This is a genomic window from Chlamydiales bacterium, assembly GCA_031292375.1.
Classification (GTDB): Bacteria; Chlamydiota; Chlamydiia; order Chlamydiales; family VFKH01; genus JARLHF01.
The window spans coordinates 1-18992 of sequence record JARLHF010000004.1 but is presented as its reverse complement, the minus strand read 5'-3'; the positions used below and the strand labels follow the sequence as shown (position 1 = coordinate 18992).

Here is an 18992-nt window from a genome sequence, read left to right as displayed (position 1 = left end):
CGAGCGATTTTTAAGATTAAAAGTTTAGGTAGAAAAAGTATGGAAAAAGCTGGTCGTAATGATCCTTGTCCTTGTGGATCTGGTCTAAAATATAAACAATGCTGCTGGGGAAAGCCTCCTAAGCCAAAATTTGTTGCCAAAGTGATTAAATCAGGAAATGATGCGCACAAAATTCCTCAGATGATAGAAAGCTTACATAAGCCTAAAGAGGAAAAAGAGTCTCACGCATTTAAAATGACAGACAAAGATTTCAGGGTGACAAAATAAAAACCTTGAGCGGAAAAAGAGAGATTTGTTATAAGTCTGTGCTTTAGTATCTCAATTTAAGCTGACATAGCTCAATTGGTAGAGCACCCGACTTGTAATCGGACGGTTGTGGGTTCAATTCCTACTGTCAGCATTTATTTAAATCTAATCGGGGGTGTCGCATAGCGGCAATTGCAAGGGACTGTAAATCCCTCGACTTCGGTCTCCGTTGGTTCGAGTCCAACCGCCCCCAATTCCTCTCTAAAATCCTTCAAATTTTGTGCTAGAAGATTTCTGATACAATGTCCGTTATGGCACACTCATGGCACACCTTCTGATGAACGTAACCGATAAATGAGGATACCTAGCGAAAAATATAGCATCATAAAATCATGAGTTGTATGATTGGTCTTTCAAAAATAATCAATGCTAGATATTTGTGATCAATTTAACACCGGAACAATTAAATACTCTTGCTAAAGAGAGGTTGGATGATGCTAAGGCACTTTATGCAGCAGGGCGTTATGAAGGTGCTTTCTATATTTGTGGTTATGCTTTAGAAATGAAATTAAAATGCGTAATATGTAAAACATTGGGTTGGGATGAATACCCTGGGGATGGAAAGGAAAAAAATAAGTCTTTTAAAACACATAAATTTGATGATTTGTTGCATTTGTCGGGAGTTGAAAAAAGAGTGCGTGCTACTCTAATTGCGGAGTGGTCAATTGTCGTAAAATGGGACCCGGAAATCCGCTATTCTTCAGGAAGACAAACTGCTGAAGATGTTAAATTGGTGATAGAGGCTGCAGAAACCTTGTTGGCTAAATTATGAATGAGATGATAGAAAAAATTAAAGCTCTTATTAAAAATCTCGAAAAGGATAAGGGGTCACTTTCAATTTGTGCTTTATTTTTGCGCGAAGATTCCATGGAAAAATGGGATATAGTTATTGCAGCTTCATGGCTTAATCCTGCAGAAATGCAATCATATAAAACCATTTCTGCAAAGCTTCAGGAGTGCTTGAGCGCCTCTGAATTAATGCAGCTTTCTCGTATTGTAATTCTTAGCCAGGATGATCCTGTTGTGTCATATCTGCAAAATTTAGAAACCATTACAAATGGTGGGTATAAAGAACTGCTTCTCGTTAATGAGTTGTCTGAAAAATTCAAATTTGTGATTAAGCAAGCATATTTGCTACGTTCTCAAAAGTCTATTTCATAGATATTTCTATGAAATATTTTAATTTAATTAGTAAAGTTAAGTTAATTGTGCCATAAATGTGCTTTTCTATTCAGGAATCATTCTTATTTGGTTCTGTAGCAAAAAAATGATTCAATGCTTGGAAATGATTAGCTATAAAGAGAAAAATCATTAACCTTCCTAGAGATTCCTGTATTTTCCTGTCATAATTTGTATTGACATTTTAAAAAATGGTAGTTATAGTGTAGCGCTTAGCATTTTAAAAAGTTAATAATAAGGAATAATAAATGAGTACAGTAGCACTTACTATTACTACAAAATACTATCCTGAAAGTACAGCTGGAAAATTGTATGATGTATGTGATATTAACGGTTCATTATTTGCAATTTTTTATCGAGCAATGCAATTTGAGGGTGAGGCCAATATAGACTTAGAAAACTATAGTCTTGTTTTTTTAAAATCAGTAGAAGCAAATAAAATTTCTATTAAAGCGGTTAATGTTATTTTTTTAAATTCAATTCGCTCTAGAACAGATGAAATTAATGTTAAAGTAAGCGGAAAAGTTATTTTACTTGGATCGGAAGTGCGAGCATTTGGTGCTGGTTGTATAGAAGCAGATGGGGGTTTTCATTCATCTTGTACCATAAATGATCAACGAGAGCAAATTCAAAAAGTTTTTATGGATGGAGTTAGAGAGGACGATGGAACTTTTATTGTAGATGGGCTTGTTGAAACTATTGATGTTCTTAAAGATTGTATGGGGGAAAGAGAAAGAATAAGTGCTTCTGATGCTTTGCAATTTTTAGGTGTTTCTATTTGAAGAGCGCAAGCCAAACGGACCAACATCGATGCGGGATATTGATCAATAGAGAAAATTGAACCCGTTTGTGTATTATGCGTCCTTTAGTGTACGCTTTTGATTGCTCTGAAGACTCGATTGGGAATGGTCATGCTTATGCTTTCTCCATTGTCTTGGTAGTGCATAGAGGCGCGGATATTTTCGGGAGTGCATTTCCGAATATATTGATTAAGTTCTTCAAGTTTATGTGGGTCATGATGCAACTCTGAGTCTAATCTTGATTTGCTGCTTTCTGAAAAATGTGCAGAAAACACCTCTTCAACTTCTATGAAGCCACTATTTTTATACAGAGCAATGACTTGGTCGGAACGAAGAAAATAACGGTCGATGATAAAAGATTCATAGCCTGCTAGCTCATCTTTTTTGTTTATTTGTGCGCTGAAGGCATCTTGCTCCTCACTGCGATCTGTTAGCACCTCCCAAATGACAAGGCGTCCGCCCGGTTTTAAAATACGAAATGCTTCGTCGAAAATTAATCCTTGATCGGAGCGCGGAACATCATGGATTCCCATTTTAATAGCAATTGCATCAAAGAAATTATCAGGATAAGAGGTGCAACGGGCATCGGTGATTCGAATATCGCATATTTGCTTTTTGACAGACTCCTTGATGCGCTCGAGTTGCTCCAAATATAAATCAGCGCAGTACAATTCGATTGAGATCTCATTTTTTTTAGAGACTTCTAAGATTCTTTCTGTAAGGGAGCCATACCCGCACATCATATCCAACGCAATGTTTCCATTAGCAAGAGAGAGAGCATCGACCATCCGATCTAGGTCTTCAGTGTTCACTTGATGCAATTTGGAAAAGTCGACTATGCGAACATGGTAGCCGCCTACAAGAAGGTTAAGGCGCATTTGTATTCCTGCAGCCCTGGCAATGTGTCCCCAAGTGCTTTCTTCTTTAAAGACCTGTACGTCCCCGTTGTGATCAATTTCTACTGAGATCTTTAGCTTTTCCCCTGCAGGGATTGTCTCATTAAAAAACTTTTGCGCCTCAGTGCTGATTTGCGCCAAAACCGCAACACGATTATGAGAATCAAAATGGAGCGGAACATATTTTTGCCTTTTCATGAAGCCCAACCTCTACAGACAATGTTTTTGTTAGCATATATACACAAACAAGTTCAAGTAGTTTTCATTTGATTTTTTTATATTTTTTGGTACTCTGTCCTCTTAAAATAGGTTTTATAATAGACTTCTTGCATAATTAGCTTTGCTTAGAAAAATTGAAATTTTTTGAGTAGATTTATTGATAAATTTTGAAAGCATATGTGAACATATGATTGAAAAATTTAACGATAAAGATGCAAAAAAAGACAATTTTAACAAGCAAATGTAATTACGCAAGAAGTCTAATGGAAAGAGAAGAGCGTTAAAGAGATCCAAGAGGCTCTAAGCGTTCACTGATGGTTGAGCGTCATAGTAAAGCCACTTTCCTTCTATTTTTTTAAAATAGCTTTTTTCTGTAAAAGAAGCATCTTTTTGATTCTGAATAAGGTGTGCGGTGAAAGTAACAGTTGCGCAAGATCCTTTTTCTTCAAAGTGGAGGATTTCAAGATTTTTGAATTCCGTATTTAAACAGAATTTAGAAATTTTTTGAGACCATTGAGTTAGATCAGGATGGAATTGAGGACCGGTTGAGTGGGTTGTGTGAATAATATATTCTGGCATGTGAAGCGCATAAGCTGAATAACGAGAGCGCATAAGCTCAAGGGCCGTATGTAGTAACTGTCCTTGATGGAAAGGCTTGCAACAGTTTACATATGTATTTCCACTTCTACAAGGACAGAGCATTTCCTGGTTATTGTTAGCTAGCAGCATGCTTTATTAGATCGTGCTTTTAAGTAGGCTGTAACACCCATTGTTTTAATAACTTCTCCGGGCAAGAAAGGGCACAGGCCCATTATCATAGCTAGTTTAAAGCCAACAAAGAAAGAAAGCCATAAGACCCCAAGACCTAGTTGAAGAGCGCAAGACGATAGTAAGACGGTCATGGTCTTTGTACTTTGGAGAGAAACTTGTCGTTCAGTAAACCAGCCTACAAGGTAAGCTTGAAGGATAAATCCTAAAAAGTATCCCCCTGTTGGTCCTAATAAGCCAAGGCTGCCGCTACCAAAGACGGGCAGTCCAAAGCTTCCCTCAGCAAGATAAGCAAGCACACTAAGTACTCCTTTACGACTACCTAAAGTAGCCCCAATAAGCATAACACCTAACGTCTGTCCAGAAAGAGGCACTGGACTGAAGTAGAGAGGGACTTTGATTTGGGAACAAAGAGCTAGCAATAAAGAGGCTCCCAGAATTTGTAAAACTGAGAAAAATAGATCTTTTTGAGAAGACTCAGAAGATAGAGACTTTATTTGAGCAATGGCCATAAAATTTCCTCCATGTTTTGGAAATGCAGCATAGCAGATATACACAAACAAGTTCAAGAATTGATTTTTGTATATACACAAACAATTCCTGAACTTGTTTGTGTATATTCTAGTTTTTGAAAAAGAAGTTTGAAGATTGAGGAATTTCTCTGAAAATTTTTAACAATTTCCTCTGCGGGAATCGCTCAGATTATTGATGTATAAAAGCTTCATAGCATTTTTCGTTAAGGATGATAAGGTCAGAATTTTTTTTCATAGCTATTATATTGTAAGATTTATCGTTGCTATCGTGTAAGTAACAAGAATTTGCGATGGTTTGATAAGAGGGCCAAAGGGATTTAATAGCATTCATTCTCTTAGAAAGAACATCTCTTGGTATGTGTCGGCCTGTCTTTTTCTCTCGCTCTTCTGCTCGAAAAAAAGCTTCTTCTTCTGTCACATATAAAATATGCATGATGAGCATATATCCATGATTTTCTACTATATTCTTTAAAAAAGCGTAAGAACTTGGTAAAGCACAAGAGCGATCATAAATGATATCTTTTTTTGCTTTGACAGCCTCCATAAGCATAAATTCTGCTTTTTCTCTGGCAGGTAGTTCCCAGTTTTGGAAGGCTTTAACGGAGCCCAAATGTTGTAAGTCGGATTGGTAGCCATTTAAAGAGGTCATACAAGCATCACAGTCATGAAGAAAAATATCTTTAGGAAAAAAATTCTTTTTAATGTGTTCTTGGATAAAGGTGCTTTTCCCAGAAGCTGGGGCTCCTGCAATGGCAAAAATAGTAGGAGTATACATAGAGGGGATTTCGTTGTTAAAGCGTCATGCGCAACATATTGACAAATGCTTAGATTTTTTAAAATGAATTTTATTGCACATAATCATTTTTTTATTTATGTGGTAAGGAAAAGGAGAGTGATTATGCTCTGGACAATTTTTGTTATTTTGCTCATTTTATGGCTTTTAGGGGTTGTAACTTCTTATACATTTGGCGGCTTTATCTATATCCTTTTAGTCGTAGCCTTAGTCATTTTGATCATCCGGTTGGTTACTGGTAGAAGAGGGCCTTAGCTGTATTATACCGAAACGAATTGAAATTTTGGTTTGTACCATCAAAGAAGTTATTTAGGATGCTTAGAAATGGAAAGAAGCTTCCAGATAAATGTTTTTCATCATTTTCTTAGTCGATTTTGAAAAACGCACAAAAAATAAATTTTTTGTGCGTTTTTATCTTTTGTGCTATAGCCATGATAGGCGATTACCTATTTCATAAGCTAAAAATATACTCCTATCATTTAAAAGTTGTAGGTAGCTGCCCTCCATTGCGCAGAGTTTGAATTACCAGCTTGTCTTCAAGGTCTATTTGCTGTTGGGCTGCTTTTACATATGCTTTTTCTGCATTTTCAATATCCCATTCGCATACTTGTTCATGTGTTATTGGTATGCCGTCACTATCTCGTTGGATTTGCTCTACTGCCTCACGAGCCGAAAGGTCTCTGTGGAGTGTTTTCTTTTGTTTCAGACATTCTGCTGCTCGTTGAGTTTTTTCCATTGCAGCTTTAAATGTAGGGAATTTCTCTACTGCAGATTCTCTTTGACCATCAGATAGGCTTAAAGGTACACCTTCTCGAGGAAATTTAATATGCTGTTTTACTAAATCCTTTTTACTCCAGCCGCAGACATAGCGCAGGTTTCCATGCAAGCCCTCTTTTTCTATAGCAAAATTGGGTAATCTATTAGCTACAGATGTTATTTTTTGTAGGTATTCAGCATATACAGCCCGTTCAGCGTCGTACTCTTCAACAGATTTTTCTCGACCATTAACGACACGCTTTGGGGACCCATATCGAACTTCTAATGTTTGTTGTTCGGGATTTCCAAATAATGCATTCCTAATAGCAGTAAACATAATACGCTCCTCATTTATAATTTGATGTTTTGGTGGCTTAAAATAATTAAACATAGGCTACTGATTTATGTAATTTGTGTAAAGATTTTCTGGAAAAGAGCAATTCCAGCAATAGGAATTGCTCTACTATAATAAAACCTTGTTTTTTTTAGATGCTTCGAACAAGCTAGTCGGTCAAGAGGTTCAGCATGCACAAAATACTCGGTTTGTTTTTTTTGATGATATTGCTATCCACCTTGCATGCTGATGAATTATTCATTGTAGGCCAGGATGGTGATAGTATGAGTGGGTCTGCGGACCTTTGGCTTGGACCTAGTAGTAGCAATCTTTCTCAAAATAAGATTCAGCTAGCAGGAATGGGTATAGCAGATGGTATAGTTCTTTCTTCTAGCTATGCTTACATTGTAGGGCAAGATGGCAGTAGTAGTGGGTCTGCAGTACTTTGGATCAGAAATTTGGATGGATCTCTTGCTTATGATGAAATTCAACTAACAAGCAGTGGTGTAGCCAATGGTGTTGCACTTTCTTCTAGCCATGTTTACGTTGTGGGTCAAGATAGTAGTGGTAGCCAACCAGCTGCTTTGTGGATTAGAAATCTTGATGGAACCCTCGCTTATAATGAAATTCAGTTAGCTGAAGCAGGTATTGCTTATAATGTTGCGATCTCTTCTAATTTTGTCTATATTGTGGGCATAGATTCAGGTAGTAGTACGCCTCTTGCGGCTCTTTGGATTAGAAATTTGGATGGATCTCTTGCTTATGATGAAGTTTTGTTGACAGTTGATATGAGTACAGCAAATGACGTTGCGCTCTTTTCTAATTACGTTTACATCGTAGGTCAGGATGAAAGTAGTAATCAGCCAGCAACACTGTGGATTAGAAATCTTGATGGAACTCTTGCTTATGATGAAATTCAATTGACGAGCGGTTCTAGCGGTGGTGTGGCGTATGAGATCGCTATTTCTGCTAATCGTATTTATACTGTAGGGTTAGATTATCACGATAACAGTGACTCCAATCCCGCTGTTGCAAGCCTTTGGATTACAGACATTTATGGTAGTTTACAGCATGAGACTTCGCTAGTATCGGGAGAAGGAATTTATGGGGGTACAGCTTATTGTATCGCACTTTCTTCAAATCAAGCTTACATTGGAGGCTTAAACAATAGTGAAAGTGCTTGCTTTTGGGTTGTGGATTTTGATGGTACGATTATTCAAGATGAAAGTGCATTGACATTGGGAACGGGCATTGCTTCTGGCATAGCTCTTCGTTCTACCTCTATTCATAGAGACCTTTATGATATGGAGCGATTAAAGCCGATTTATGATATAAAATTTGAAGAAATGAAGAATATATATTCAATAGATAAGGATTGATGATGAGAAAATTGTTTTTTTTAGCTCTTTTAGTATGCTTTACGGGATCTCTTTTTGCTCAAAGCGATCAAGACTGGTCTTTTGATTTGGGAGGGCAGTACACATGGATGTCTTTTACAACGCCGCCTACCTATTCAGGAAGTACTGGAGGCGTTCATGGTAGTGTTACTTATCAAAAACCAGAACATTTTTTTGGGCAATTGCGCTCTGTCTATAATACAGGTGCTGTATCCAGTAGTCTAACTTCTGGTAGAGAATATGATTGGTATACGGAGCTTGTTGGAGGATATTGCTTTTCTATTTGTCCTTGCTGGGAAGTTACACCTCGTGTAGGTTTGGGTTTTGATTTTTTGACAGATAAACATAATGCTTATGCGGCTATTTCAGCTATTCGTCTAAATTATGCAACTTACTATGCTCTTGTGGGGGTTGATCTTCACTATACGTATTGTGACTGGTCATTTGGTGCAATTGTTGACGCTCTTATCATATACAATCAATATCTTAGCATTGGGGGCCTTGCGGGGGCTGCTTGGAAGATGAATGACAGATGGGGTGTTGATGTGCGCCTTCCTGTAGCCTATAGATTCTGTGATAATCTGTGGATAGAATTAGCTCCTTATTACCGATTGCTTCCAGTTGGAGTATCAAGTGTTTTAGAGCTTCCTTCAAGGAATTTGAACCAAGTTGGAGCCTTTTTAACATTGCGCTATTACCTATGATGAGATGTTTTTAATGATTGTTTACTCGAATAAAATTATTCAGTTTATTAACGAGATAAAGTGTATTGCAAAAGATATTTTGTCTAAAGAGATTCGTTTAAAAGTTATGGGTGAGCGTTTTTATGATGAGCCTCAACAAACTTCGTATCCTATCAAGATAGTGATTTATAATAATAAGAGTATGCTTGGATATTTTGATTCAGATTTTTATGAGCTTGGATTTCATGAACATCTGATGCATGTAAGCAAGCAAAAGCTATATAATGTACTCAGGCATGAGCTTGCGCATTATATGACGTTTATTAACCATGGGGACGTAATTCAACCTCATGGCGTTGAATTTAAGACTTTTTGTGGGAGCATGAATTGGAATGAAGAGGTTTGCAGGGCTACTATATGTCTAGATGAGGCAGAACATGTACCTGATATAAAGGAAAGTGTTGTTTTAAGAAAAATCCAAAAGCTTTTAGCACTCACTTCTAGCAGCAATAAAAACGAAGCTGAGCTTGCTATGATTAAATCACAGCAACTACTTTTGAAACACAATATTGATTCTAAATATATTGCAAGCGAAGATGATGAGAGAATGGTTCTTAAGCGCATTATGAAGCAGAAAAGAGAAGATGCAAAAATGCGTGCAATTGCTAAAATTCTGGGCACTTTTTTTGTAAGTACTGTTTATAACCGAGCAGGAGACTATATTTATCTTGAAATTCTGGGAAGTGCAGTTAATATTGAAATCGCTGATTACGTTGCAGCTACTTTACAACATGAGTTGGATAAGCTATGGGATGTTGCACAGCAACATGTTAACTTGAGGGGCATAACTGCAAGAAATTCCTTTTTTTTGGGAATTGCAACGGGTTATTGCAACAAAATTCAAGCTTTAAAAAGAGAGTATCAACCTGATATTGTACAGGCATTAATGGTAATTGAAAATCAATTAACGGATGCAAGAGAAATGGTTTATAAGCGGCTCAGCACATCTAGAAGTCATGCAAAGCATTGTAGGGAGTCATCTATGCTTGGAGAAAGAATGGGTAGAGAGCTTAACATCAATACCGCTATTAGTAAGTCCTCAACACTCAGGTTAGTATGAAAGAAGAGCGTATTGAACAAGATAGCATGGGAACAATTAGCGTTCCAAGTGATAAGTACTGGGGTGCGCAGACAGCTAGAGCTTTGCTCTATTTTAATATTGGCGAGGATCATACTCCAAGATCGGTCATTAAAGCTTTAGGTATTTTAAAAAAAGCTATTGCCCTAGTGAATAGGGATCTTGGCAAATTAGATGCTGAGAAAGCCAAGTGGATCTCTATAGCGTCAGATGAAATCATTGATGGCAAGTTGTATGAGCATTTTCCCCTGTATGTATGGCAAGCGGGCGGTGGTACTCAAACAAACATGAATGTCAATGAGGTTATTTCTAATAGGGCAATTGAGCTTGCAGGTGGTGTGCTTGGTTCTAGAAGTCCTATTCATCCAAATGATCATGTAAACATGTCTCAATCTTCTAACGACACAATTCCAACAGCTATGCATATTGCAGCTGTTATGGAAATCCATGAGACGCTACTTCCTAAAGTGCAAAAAATGCGAGATGCTCTTGCAAAAAAGATGGATGCTTTTAAACAAATTGTCAAAATTGGGCGTACACATTTGATGGATGCGGTTCCTTTAACTTTAGGGCAAGAGTTTAGTGGATATGTAGGTCAGCTTGACTTAAATATTGAGCGTATCAAAGAGGTTCTTGTGGGCTTATATTCTCTTGCAATAGGGGGTACTGCTGTTGGAACAGGGCTTAATACGCATCCTGAATTTGCTGTAAGGGTTGTTAGAAAAATCAAAGAACTTACTGGTTTTCCTTTTATTCCAGCAGATAATAAGTTTACAGCCATTGCTTGCCATGACCCAATTGTCTTTGCAAGTGGCGCCCTTAAGACGCTTGCAGTATCTTTGATGAAAATTGCAAATGATATTCGCTGGATGGGATCTGGTCCAAGATGTGGTTTTGGGGAGTTGATATTACCTCAAAATGAACTAGGATCTTCCATTATGCCAGGAAAAGCCAATCCTACACAGTGTGAAGCAATGACAATGGTTGCAGCGCAGGTAATGGGTAATGACGTTGCTATTACAGTTGCTGGATCACAGGGAAACTTTGAAATTAACGCTTATAAACCAGTGATTATTTATAACTTTTTGCATTCATTGCGCCTGCTAGCGGATACCTGCAATAACTTTACAGATTTTTTACTCGAGGGATTATTGCCAAATGAAAAGAAGATCCGTTATTTTGTTGAGCATTCTTTGATGCTTGTTACTGCTTTAAGCCCTATCATTGGCTATGATAATTGTGCAAAAATTGCCCATTTTGCTCATGAAAAGGATTTGACACTGAAAGATGCGGCGTTGAAATTAGGCCTTATTTCAGCAGAAGATTTTGATAAATATACCGATCCTAAAGCAATGATTTAGTGTGGCGATACAACCTTTAGTCCTACTATGGAGCCAATTAATAGAGCAAGAAAGAGAATGCGCCAAAAATCTGCAGATTCATTGAAGAAGGCAACGCCAATAATCGCTGTTCCAAAGGCTCCAATTCCTGTCCAAATAGCGTAAGCCGTTCCAAGAGGAATAGATTTTAAGCTAAAAGAGAGAAAAGCAAAACTTAGAGCAGCAAGTGCTAAGAATGCAAGTGTTGGTAAAAGACGTGTAAAGTTATTAGATAAATTCAAAAAGGTTGTGAAGCCTATTTCACAGAGACCTGCAAGTAAAAGATAAATCCATCCCATAAAATCCTAACATCTGTATAGTACATTTTATATGTTAATAGCAAATTCTTTATTTTTGTGGTAGGATTAAATGAGCGAATTTTTTATACAAATTGTTTTGATTTTATTGTCCGCAAGGCTCTTAGGTGAATTAGCAGCTTGCATTTCCATTCCTGCTGTAATTGGAGAGTTATGTGCTGGTGTATTACTTGGTCCGAGTCTTCTTGGATGGGTTCATTCTACTGAAACTATTCATTCACTTGCAGAAATTGGTGTCGTCTTACTGTTATTTGAAATTGGTTTGGAAACAAATATTGCTAACTTAATGAAAGTAAAAACAAAGGCAATCTTTTCTGCCTGTATGGGCGTTATTGTGCCGTTTGTTTTGGGCTTTGTTTTGCCCTACTATGTTTTTCATCAGGATTTACTTCTTTCGCTTTTTATTGGGGGTACGCTGACAGCAACAAGTATAGGAGTTACGTTGCGAGTCATGTCTGAGCTAAAAAAGCAACAAAGTTATGAGTCACAGATTGTTTTGGGAGCTGCGATTATCGATGATGTTATTGGTATTGTCATACTTTCCATTCTCTATGAATTTTCAACAACAAGAGTTATTGACATTTTTAATATAGGAAAAGTTCTCCTATTTGTTGTCGTGTTTTTGCTTATATCACCTATTTTGGTAAAGTCTATTGCAAGCCTTATCAAGTATTATAATACAAAGAGTGCAATTCCAGGGTTGCTTCCAACGATGATTGTTTCTTTGCTGTTATTTTTTGCATGGCTTGCGCGTGAATTTGGGGCACCTGAGTTGATTGGTGGTTTTGCAGCTGGCCTTGCACTTTCCAAGAGTTTTTCGATGCCTTTTTTCAAGTTTTTAAAGACTGATAAGCGCTTTTCTACGCGTATTGAGCATACGCTGAAACCCATTGTTCATTTATTTGTTCCTATATTTTTTGTAAATATTGGTCTCACGCTGGATTTAAAAGAGATTTCTTGGGGCACTTCATTTATATGGATATTTTCTTCAGCCATTTTTTTGGCTGCTATTTTGGGAAAGCTTTCTGCCGGTTTTATTCTTCTCAAAGACTCCAAGTGGGTTAAATGGGCAGTTGGCTTGGCCATGATACCAAGAGGAGAAGTAGGACTGGTTTTTGCAGATGTTGGAAAGTCAAATGGCGTTTTTGGTCAGGAAATTTATGCGAGCATTACACTTGTCATTGCTATGACCACGCTATTTGGTCCGCTTGCTTTAAGATGGTTTTATAAGTCCAAGAGCCATTGCAAAGCCCATGAGTAGGAGCATTAAGCCAACAATGAATTGAATCATTTTAAGGCTCGAATAGTGCATTAGTTTGCTACCAATATAAGATCCAATAAATGCAGCAGCGCATGCTACAATTAAAAGATTTTGCATCTCATGTGATAAAAGAGTTGCAAATTGTTGTGAATAAATAATCCATCCATAGATAGTAATACGTACAACGTCAACAACGATGCTACAGAGTACACTTGTTCCAATAAATTCTTCTTTTTTTAGCCCTGACCTGATCAAAAAAGCCGACCTGAACATGCCTTGATTGCCAGAAAGTCCTCCAAAAAAGCCCGAAACTAGCCCTCCAATAGGTATGTATTTTTGGTCGAAGGAGATTTTCGATAGCTTGGGGATTAATTCGAAGATAGCAGATAAAATGATGATGATTCCGATTAAGGCACTTATTGGGGTAATGCTGAATTTTAAGCCTTGCAACTTGTAAGAATAGAGAGCATGTAAGTTGGATGTAGCTCCAAGTAAATAGGCTCCTATTGCAGATGCTATTAGAGCAGGTATTGCGAATTTAATTACAATGGCTTTATTGGCAAACTTTCCAACAAGAAAAGCCTTAAAGATGCTATTAAAAAGATGTACGATAGCAGTTGCTGCAATAGCTATTTGTAGAGGAAAGAACAGGGCAAAGAGGGGCATTAAAATAGTTGCAAGACCAAATCCAGAGAATAGCGTTAAAATAGAAACAAGAAGAGAACTTAAACAAATTATAAAGTATTCCAAAGATACACTCCTCAATTATTCTTGACGAAGAAGAAAAATTATTGCATAAGTAGACCTTTGTTAAAAATGAATTTAACGTTTGGTGAGAAGTATGGGCAAAATAGGTGTTACTTATCTAGTTGGTCTAAAGTTAATCTTGTGTGCTGGCCTGTTTGCACAAAATAGTGAGCCGGATTCGATAAATGCATCAAGCTTAAAGCCTGCATCTGTTGAGATAAGTAAGCAGAAGCATTATGAGGCAAAAGATTTTTCCTATCTTTTTGGTATGCCAGGGTTTAGTGATAATGCGCTTAATTTACATTTTACTTTGTATAAAGGATATGTAAAAAATGCTAATCTTCTGTTAGATACCCTTGCTGAATACAATACAAAGGGGGACACAAAGTCTCCTGAATATTCTGAGTTGAAAAGACGCCTTGGATGGGAGTTTGATGGGATGCGCTTGCATGAGCTTTATTTTGAAAATTTAGGAAAACAGCTTCCTTTAGATCCAGGTAGTTCTTTACACGCTGATTTAGTTCAAAATTTTGGCAGTTATGATTTGTGGAAGAATGACTTTGTAAGTACTGGTGCTATGAGGGGAATTGGCTGGGTTGTACTCTACAGGGATCCAGTAAGTGGAAGGCTTGTAAACATGTGGATTAATGAACATGATGTGGGGCACTTAACAGGTGGAAGTCCTTTATTAGTAATGGATGTTTTTGAGCATGCTTATCTTCCAGATTACCAATTGGATCGTGCAAAGTACATAGATGCGTTTTTTCAGAATATTAATTGGGAAATTATTGAAAAACGATCGGCAAAAACACTTTTGGATATGCCAGCTCCAGCAGCATCTTAATTTTTTATGGATTTACTCTTACCTGATATTGTAGATGGCGAGGATAAAAGTTCATCTTTAAAAAATAGGATTAGAAACAACTATCGGCACTTAAAAAAATGGGCCAGGCGAGAGTGTACGAACTGCTTTCGTATTTATGATAGAGAAATTCCTTATTACCCCCTTGCAATCGATTTTTATGCTGGGCGCTTTTGTGTTCACTATTTTTCTAAGATAAAGGGGATAATAGAACCTCCTGAAAGTCTTGTAGCTGAAGTACATGAAGCACTATACAGCTTGTTTGCGGTACCTCTTGAACACATTTACTGGAGGACTCGCATTAGGCGGAAAAAAATAGAGCAATATGAAAAGGTAGGAGAGTCGTCAGAGTTTTTTACAATTTTAGAGTATGGTGTAAAGTTTAGAGTTAACTTACAAGATTATCTTGATACAGGTCTCTTTTTAGATCATCGAGAAACAAGAAAACTTGTGGCTAGTGCGTCTGAGGGAAAGAGATTGTTAAATTTATTTGCCTACACATGTTCTTTTAGTGTTCACGCAGCCATTAAGGGAGCACTTTTTACAAAAAGTGTCGATATGTCAAATACATACACAGAATGGGGGAAAGAGAATTTTTTGTTGAATGGTCTTTCACTTAAAAATAATCAAGTTGTGCGCTCGGATTGTTTGAAATTTGTGGATGAAGAAGCTCATTTACAAGCAAAGTATGATGTGATTATCATAGATCCTCCAACACTTTCTCGTTCCAAAAAAATGGAAGAGATGTTTGATTTGCAAGTAGATTATGTTCCTCTTCTTTTAAAGGCCTTAAAATTGCTTGCAAATGGGGGTGTTTTGTTTTTCAGTACCAATTCAAGAAGGTTTAATTTTGAAGAGAGCCATTTTCCAGGTTACACCATCAAAGATATTTCGTATAAGACATTGCCAAAGGATTTTCAAGATCCCAAAATTCATCGTTGTTGGACCCTTATAAAGGCTTTCTGAGCAGATACTTTATAGAATTATTCACAAAGCCTTCTTGCACAAATTCAATTATAAATCCAAGCTTTTGATAAAAGGGAAGAGCCTCCCAATCCATAGTGTCAACGGTTGCAAAAGTACAGCTTTTATCTTTTGCAAATTTTTCACATTTTTGTATGAGTAAGCTTCCAAGGCCATGCTTACGATATGTCTCATTTACCCATAGCATGTCTATGTGAAGGCAGCCATAATAAATAATGCTAGTAATACCGGCTATGGGGGTCCCAGATGAATCTTTGATGAAAAAACCAAAAGATAGAACGGGTTTTTGCGCTTTTACTTTTAAAGCATTCGCATTGATGCCATTGAATAGTATTGATTGATAAATGGGGCTTGGATCTATTTGAAAGTCGATGAAGTAATTATTAATCGCAATAAATATATTAATAGGAGAAGTTGAGAGTTTTGAATGATTTTCAGGATGGATTTCAAAATCGTATGTATAAGCTCTTTTTAAGTTAGTTTTCCATATGGTTTCCCACGTACCTATTAAGCTATTAGAAGGAGTGTTTTTTGTAGTAAACACAGCATATGTAGCTTCTGGAATTGTTTTTGCAACCATGCCTGGTGGAAGATTAGCAATGGAATGAACTTGGCAACCAATTAAATAAGAATAAGGTTTTGTGCGATCGCCCTCATAATTTGAGTATAGACCGATGATAGCATTAGAAACCTTGTTGGGTATGTTTTGGGTGATATTTTCTTTATTAAATTTTTCCCATAACTGAGGGATGTCTTTGGAGGCACAACCTGGATCATTAGAAGTTTGGCATTCAATGCCTATTACCAATAGGAGAGGTTTTTGAACAATTGTGTAGGTCATGAATAAACCCTATTGATGGTTGATGAAATTGGCCATTCTTCCAGTTTTTTGAATAAAAGTCTTGCAATTTTCCACCTTTAAAATGTAAAACTCTTTTGTTAATTTTATGTTAGGAGGTATAAAGTGCGAAAATATTTTTTATTAGTTGTGACAGCTCTCTTGAGCCTATTTTGTGGTAAAATTTTTTCTAAAGAGATTACTGCTGCAGAATCTAATCATCCAAAAGTTCTTATCGAAACAAACCAAGGGATCATTGAAGTTGTATTGTGGCCAGATGTTGCCCCAAGAGCCGTTGAAAACTTTTTAAAACATGCTGAAGATGGTTACTATAATAATACAATTTTTCACCGTGTTATTCGGAATTTTATGATTCAAGGTGGCGATCCACTTGGCAATGGCACGGGTGGCGAGTCTATTTGGGGGCGTCCTTTTGAGAATGAAATTGTTCGTGGAGTAAAATTTGATAAGGTGGGTTTACTTGCAATGGCTAACAAAGGCCCCGGTACAAATGGAAGTCAATTTTTTATTACAACAGCACCTACTCTTTGGTTGAATGGCAAACACACCATTTTTGGAGAAGTTGTTAAGGGCTATGATGTTGTAGAAGATATTGAAGGTGTTCCCGCAGATTCTAAAAATCGTCCATTTGAGCCTCAGAAAATTATTAAAATGGTAGTTGAAGGCTAAGCTTCTTCTAAAGTGATCTTTGAGAGAAGGGGTTCTTTTTTTGCAAAAAAGTTGTTGCTTTCGCGAATAACTTGTTTGGAAAGAAAAGCAACCCCTGCAATATTAGTGATTAGCATGGTTGTAATACAGATGTCTGCAAGTGTCCAGATGAGATCTACATGAATTAAAGCCCCAACGGGGATTAGAGCTAAATAAAGGTATTTGTACCAATTAGCAAACCTTTTGCCAACAAGATAGTGCATAGCCTTTTCTGCACAGCATCCCCATGCTAAAATTGTTGTGTAGCCAAACAAGATGAGTGAGCAAGAAACGACATAAGAGCCAACAGAATGCCCAAGGCCTGTTTCAAACGCATAGGTCACCATGTTTGTGCTTTTTAAGTCAGTTTGTTGCCAAGCACCAGACACAAGCAAAACAAGTCCTGTCATTGTACAAACAATCATAACGCAAAGAGGTGTTGCAAGTGTGACTATACCGTCAGTAACAGGGTTTTGTGTCTTTGCACTTGACTGTAAAATGGGTACAATACCAGTTCCTGCATCTGTTGCAAAAATACCGCGATCAAATCCTGTAGTAAGCGCTTTAAGGACACCCATTCCAAGAACACCTCCCATGACTGCACTTGGATCTATAGCTGCAATATACATTAATTGGAGTGCGGGTATCACTTTATCTATATTGAGCAGTAGGATAATAAGAGCAAATCCTAAGTAAAGAAATGCTTTTACAGGTACGATAAGTGATGCAATTTTAGCCATTCTTTTTAGGCCCCCAAAGATGACAAGTCCTACAAATAGAGCAATTGCAAGCCCTGAAAAAAGAGGGTCTATACCTAGTTGTGCTAGAGGAAGTGTCATGGAATTTACTTGCGCAAAGTTTCCGGCAGTAATGGCTCCAAGTGTTGTGAGAATGGCAAAGAGTACGCCGAGCTTTTTCCAGCCAAGACCCTTTTCAAGATAATACATAGGACCTCCCATATATTCGCCATCTTGATTTTTTTGCCGGTACTTTACTCCCAAAATGCAGCTTGCATATTGTATTGCAGCTCCAAAAAATGCCATAACCCACATCCAGACAAGAGCTCCTGGGCCTCCTGTAGAAATAGCTACAGCCATTCCTGAAATATTACCTGTTCCAAAATTACCGGCAAGTACTGCTGAAATAGCTTCAAAGTGAGAAATTTGGCCTTGTGATTTTGGATCTTTTTTTAAGAGATAAGAAAAGCTCAAACGGATTTTTGTAATCTGTACAAAGCGAAGCTTAATGGTTAAATAGGCTCCTAAGATAATAAGGGCTGGAAAGACACAAAAAAACGTAAATGATTCATTGAAAAGAGAGAGAAGTTCTTTAAAATCCATGGCTTTTTCTCGTTATGAAGTTAGTAGAAGACCCACTTGAGGAAGATATTAATAATAAAAAATAATGGTAATAGAACTTGCACCTCAGGGTGCGGAAAAAAAGATGGATTGTCCACTTAAAATTGAATAGACTTCTTGCATAATTAGCTTTGTTTAGAAAAATTGAAAGTTTTTGAGTAGATTTATTGATAAATTTTGAGAGCATATGTGAATATATGGTTGAAAAATTTAACGATAAAGATGCCAAAAAAGACAATTTTAATAAGCAAATGTAATTACGCAAGAAGTCTAATGTGCGCAGCAAGTGCGTATTTGTGTATAACTGTTCATGCATAAAACGGTATCATAAGTTCATTATTTTCATAAATAGCAAAATTTTTTATCTGGTTAGATTTTATATTAAATATTTTAAGTTTTCATTAAGAGGCGCAATTTAGATTTCTTCCAGCAATTAGGAGCGGGATGTTTTACGAAAGAAAATAGGAAATTATAAGAAAATTCTTCTCATAGAAATGACATGTTAACGTAAAATGCAAAAAAATATTATGTATATTTTGTGATAGCGTTTTCAACGAGTACGTTACATTATTATAATGGACCCCGAAATTTAGACTATAATGGACCCCGAAATTTAGACACCCCAAATCGCGCAACTTTCTGATAAACTAAACGCAGAAAGGATAGCAACTATGGGAAAGTACAATCAATATACGGCAGAATTTAAAATGAAAGTGGCCCTAGAGGCCGCACATGG

General features: G+C 37.0%; 22 protein-coding genes and 2 tRNA genes. 15 read left to right on the top strand and 9 right to left on the bottom strand.

The features are described from left to right. Window positions 1–39 precede the first annotated feature (39 nt). The 6 genes from P4L16_00775 (at window position 40) to P4L16_00750 (ending at window position 2267) form a co-directional block, all read left to right on the top strand. The gene (locus tag P4L16_00775) at window positions 40–267 is read left to right on the top strand and encodes an SEC-C metal-binding domain-containing protein (protein MDR3623660.1); all 228 of its coding nucleotides are present in this window, start codon (window positions 40–42) and stop codon (window positions 265–267) included. A 60-nt stretch (window positions 268–327) separates the two neighbouring features. Beyond that, window positions 328–400 (top strand) — tRNA-Thr (locus tag P4L16_00770). Window positions 401–417: 17 nt separating this feature from the next. After that, a tRNA-Tyr gene (locus tag P4L16_00765) sits at window positions 418–499 on the top strand. Between the two features lie 186 nt (window positions 500–685). Further along, on the top strand, window positions 686–1078 hold the full coding sequence (locus tag P4L16_00760) for a HEPN domain-containing protein (protein ID MDR3623659.1): 393 nt from the start codon (window positions 686–688) through the stop codon (window positions 1076–1078). After that, window positions 1075–1467 carry a hypothetical protein gene (locus P4L16_00755; GenBank protein MDR3623658.1) on the top strand — a complete coding sequence of 131 codons (393 nt, stop codon included), beginning with the start codon at window positions 1075–1077 and terminating at the stop codon, window positions 1465–1467. Before P4L16_00760 ends, P4L16_00755 begins: the two co-directional genes overlap by 4 nt. Window positions 1468–1733: 266 nt before the next feature. Next, window positions 1734–2267 (top strand): hypothetical protein, encoded by a 534-nt coding sequence (locus P4L16_00750; protein MDR3623657.1) that lies wholly within the window; start codon window positions 1734–1736, stop codon window positions 2265–2267. 83 nt (window positions 2268–2350) lie between these two features. Here P4L16_00750 and P4L16_00745 read toward each other — a convergent pair whose 3' ends face one another. The 4 genes from P4L16_00745 to P4L16_00730 form a co-directional block, all read right to left on the bottom strand. Beyond that, window positions 2351–3379 carry a methyltransferase domain-containing protein gene (locus P4L16_00745; protein ID MDR3623656.1) on the bottom strand — a complete coding sequence of 343 codons (1029 nt, stop codon included), beginning with the start codon at window positions 3377–3379 and terminating at the stop codon, window positions 2351–2353. A gap of 321 nt (window positions 3380–3700) precedes the next feature. Continuing rightward, the gene (locus tag P4L16_00740) at window positions 3701–4129 is read right to left on the bottom strand and encodes a YchJ family metal-binding protein (protein MDR3623655.1); all 429 of its coding nucleotides are present in this window, start codon (window positions 4127–4129) and stop codon (window positions 3701–3703) included. Continuing rightward, on the bottom strand, window positions 4120–4680 hold the full coding sequence (locus P4L16_00735) for a biotin transporter BioY (protein ID MDR3623654.1): 561 nt from the start codon (window positions 4678–4680) through the stop codon (window positions 4120–4122). Before P4L16_00735 ends, P4L16_00740 begins: the two co-directional genes overlap by 10 nt. Window positions 4681–4870: 190 nt before the next feature. Beyond that, complete coding sequence (locus P4L16_00730; GenBank protein MDR3623653.1) at window positions 4871–5476, bottom strand: zeta toxin family protein; 606 nt, start codon at window positions 5474–5476, stop codon at window positions 4871–4873. Between the two features lie 123 nt (window positions 5477–5599). Between P4L16_00730 and P4L16_00725 the strand changes: the two genes are divergently transcribed. Beyond that, entirely contained in the window at window positions 5600–5749 is a 150-nt protein-coding gene (locus tag P4L16_00725; GenBank protein ID MDR3623652.1) for a lmo0937 family membrane protein, read from the top strand. 220 nt (window positions 5750–5969) lie between these two features. Here P4L16_00725 and P4L16_00720 read toward each other — a convergent pair whose 3' ends face one another. Further along, window positions 5970–6587, bottom strand: a complete 618-nt coding sequence (locus P4L16_00720; GenBank protein MDR3623651.1) for a hypothetical protein — start codon at window positions 6585–6587, stop codon at window positions 5970–5972. 188 nt (window positions 6588–6775) lie between these two features. Between P4L16_00720 and P4L16_00715 the strand changes: the two genes are divergently transcribed. From P4L16_00715 to fumC, 4 genes are read left to right on the top strand one after another with little or no spacing between them, the layout of a single operon-like run. Next, window positions 6776–7963: a hypothetical protein gene (locus tag P4L16_00715; protein MDR3623650.1), complete on the top strand. Its 1188-nt coding sequence runs from the start codon at window positions 6776–6778 to the stop codon at window positions 7961–7963. After that, window positions 7963–8685, top strand: a complete 723-nt coding sequence (locus P4L16_00710; protein ID MDR3623649.1) for a hypothetical protein — start codon at window positions 7963–7965, stop codon at window positions 8683–8685. The genes P4L16_00715 and P4L16_00710 overlap by 1 nt, the downstream gene beginning before the upstream one ends. 13 nt (window positions 8686–8698) lie before the next feature. Continuing rightward, complete coding sequence (locus P4L16_00705) at window positions 8699–9784, top strand: DUF2786 domain-containing protein (GenBank protein ID MDR3623648.1); 1086 nt, start codon at window positions 8699–8701, stop codon at window positions 9782–9784. Then, window positions 9781–11163: a class II fumarate hydratase gene (fumC, locus tag P4L16_00700; protein MDR3623647.1), complete on the top strand. Its 1383-nt coding sequence runs from the start codon at window positions 9781–9783 to the stop codon at window positions 11161–11163. The genes P4L16_00705 and fumC overlap by 4 nt, the downstream gene beginning before the upstream one ends. On the opposite strand, the gene P4L16_00695 is transcribed toward fumC, so the two are convergent. Continuing rightward, a complete protein-coding gene (locus P4L16_00695; protein ID MDR3623646.1) occupies window positions 11160–11480 on the bottom strand; it encodes a multidrug efflux SMR transporter in 321 nt (106 codons plus the stop codon). The genes fumC and P4L16_00695 overlap by 4 nt on opposite strands. A gap of 70 nt (window positions 11481–11550) precedes the next feature. Here P4L16_00695 and P4L16_00690 point away from each other — a divergent pair, with 70 nt between their 5' ends. Beyond that, complete coding sequence (locus tag P4L16_00690; protein ID MDR3623645.1) at window positions 11551–12759, top strand: cation:proton antiporter; 1209 nt, start codon at window positions 11551–11553, stop codon at window positions 12757–12759. Here P4L16_00690 and P4L16_00685 read toward each other — a convergent pair. Next, window positions 12712–13509: a sulfite exporter TauE/SafE family protein gene (locus P4L16_00685; GenBank protein MDR3623644.1), complete on the bottom strand. Its 798-nt coding sequence runs from the start codon at window positions 13507–13509 to the stop codon at window positions 12712–12714. The two genes, P4L16_00690 and P4L16_00685, sit on opposite strands and share 48 nt — an antisense overlap. A gap of 91 nt (window positions 13510–13600) precedes the next feature. Between P4L16_00685 and P4L16_00680 the strand changes: the two genes are divergently transcribed. Both P4L16_00680 and P4L16_00675 read left to right on the top strand, forming a co-directional pair. Further along, a complete protein-coding gene (locus P4L16_00680; protein MDR3623643.1) occupies window positions 13601–14350 on the top strand; it encodes a superoxide dismutase in 750 nt (249 codons plus the stop codon). A 6-nt stretch (window positions 14351–14356) separates the two neighbouring features. Then, window positions 14357–15334, top strand: a complete 978-nt coding sequence (locus P4L16_00675; GenBank protein ID MDR3623642.1) for a class I SAM-dependent methyltransferase — start codon at window positions 14357–14359, stop codon at window positions 15332–15334. On the opposite strand, the gene P4L16_00670 is transcribed toward P4L16_00675, so the two are convergent. After that, window positions 15318–16193 (bottom strand): GNAT family N-acetyltransferase, encoded by an 876-nt coding sequence (locus tag P4L16_00670; GenBank protein ID MDR3623641.1) that lies wholly within the window; start codon window positions 16191–16193, stop codon window positions 15318–15320. The genes P4L16_00675 and P4L16_00670 overlap by 17 nt on opposite strands. Before the next feature lie 123 nt (window positions 16194–16316). On the opposite strand from P4L16_00670, the gene P4L16_00665 reads away from it, so the two are divergent. Then, window positions 16317–16880 (top strand): peptidylprolyl isomerase, encoded by a 564-nt coding sequence (locus P4L16_00665; protein MDR3623640.1) that lies wholly within the window; start codon window positions 16317–16319, stop codon window positions 16878–16880. On the opposite strand, the gene P4L16_00660 is transcribed toward P4L16_00665, so the two are convergent. Then, the gene (locus tag P4L16_00660; protein MDR3623639.1) at window positions 16877–18238 is read right to left on the bottom strand and encodes a sodium:alanine symporter family protein; all 1362 of its coding nucleotides are present in this window, start codon (window positions 18236–18238) and stop codon (window positions 16877–16879) included. The genes P4L16_00665 and P4L16_00660 overlap by 4 nt on opposite strands. Window positions 18239–18992: the final 754 nt, after the last annotated feature.